The organism is Amycolatopsis sp. WAC 01376, from assembly GCF_003947415.1.
GTDB lineage: Bacteria > Actinomycetota > Actinomycetes > Mycobacteriales > Pseudonocardiaceae > Amycolatopsis.
The window spans coordinates 1-710 of the sequence record NZ_QHKL01000024.1; the positions used below are offsets into that span (position 1 = coordinate 1).

Below are 710 nucleotides of genomic sequence, written 5' to 3' on the forward strand. Positions count from 1 at the left end.
GTGAACGCCAGTGTCGTGGTGCGCTCGTACGACAGACCCGAAGCCTTGCCCAGCAGATAGCCGCCGACCCACATGATCGCGAAGTACACCAGCAGCGGCAGCGCGATCCGGGCGACGTCGAACGGGCGGGAGGTGATGTTGTCACCTTGCAGGGCGAACAGGATCACGATGGTGAACAACAGGCCGTAGAGCGCGATCGGACCGATCTTCGGCAGGAACTTGCCCTCGTACCAGTCGCGGCCCTTGCTCCGCTCCCCGATGCGGCGGGAAAGGTATCCGGCGGCGAGCGGGATACCGAGGAAGATGACGACGCTGAGCGCGATCTCCCACGGCGAGAAGTCGACGCTGGTGGTGTCGAGACCGAGCCATCCCGGAAGCAGGTCGAGGTAGAACCAGCCGAGCACGCCGAACATGATCACCTGGAAGACCGAGTTCAGCGCGACCAGCACCGCCGCCGCCTCGCGGTCACCGCAGGCGAGGTCGTTCCAGATGATCACCATCGCGATGCAGCGGGCGAGACCGACGATGATCAGCCCGGTCCGGTACTCGGGCAGATCGGGCAACATCAGCCACGCCAGCGCGAACATCAGCGCCGGACCGAGAATCCAGTTCAGCACCAAGGAAAGCACCATCGTGCGCTTGTCCTTGGTCACGGTGTCGAGCTTGTCGTAGCGGACCTTCGCCAGCACCGGGTACATCATCAGCAGCAG

General features: G+C 64.1%; 1 protein-coding gene. It reads right to left on the reverse strand.

The window, feature by feature from the left end; translation table 11 throughout:
• A partial coding sequence (gene arsB / locus DMH03_RS41940; protein ID WP_125797551.1) for an ACR3 family arsenite efflux transporter occupies positions 1 to 710 on the reverse strand: 710 nt, incomplete at both ends.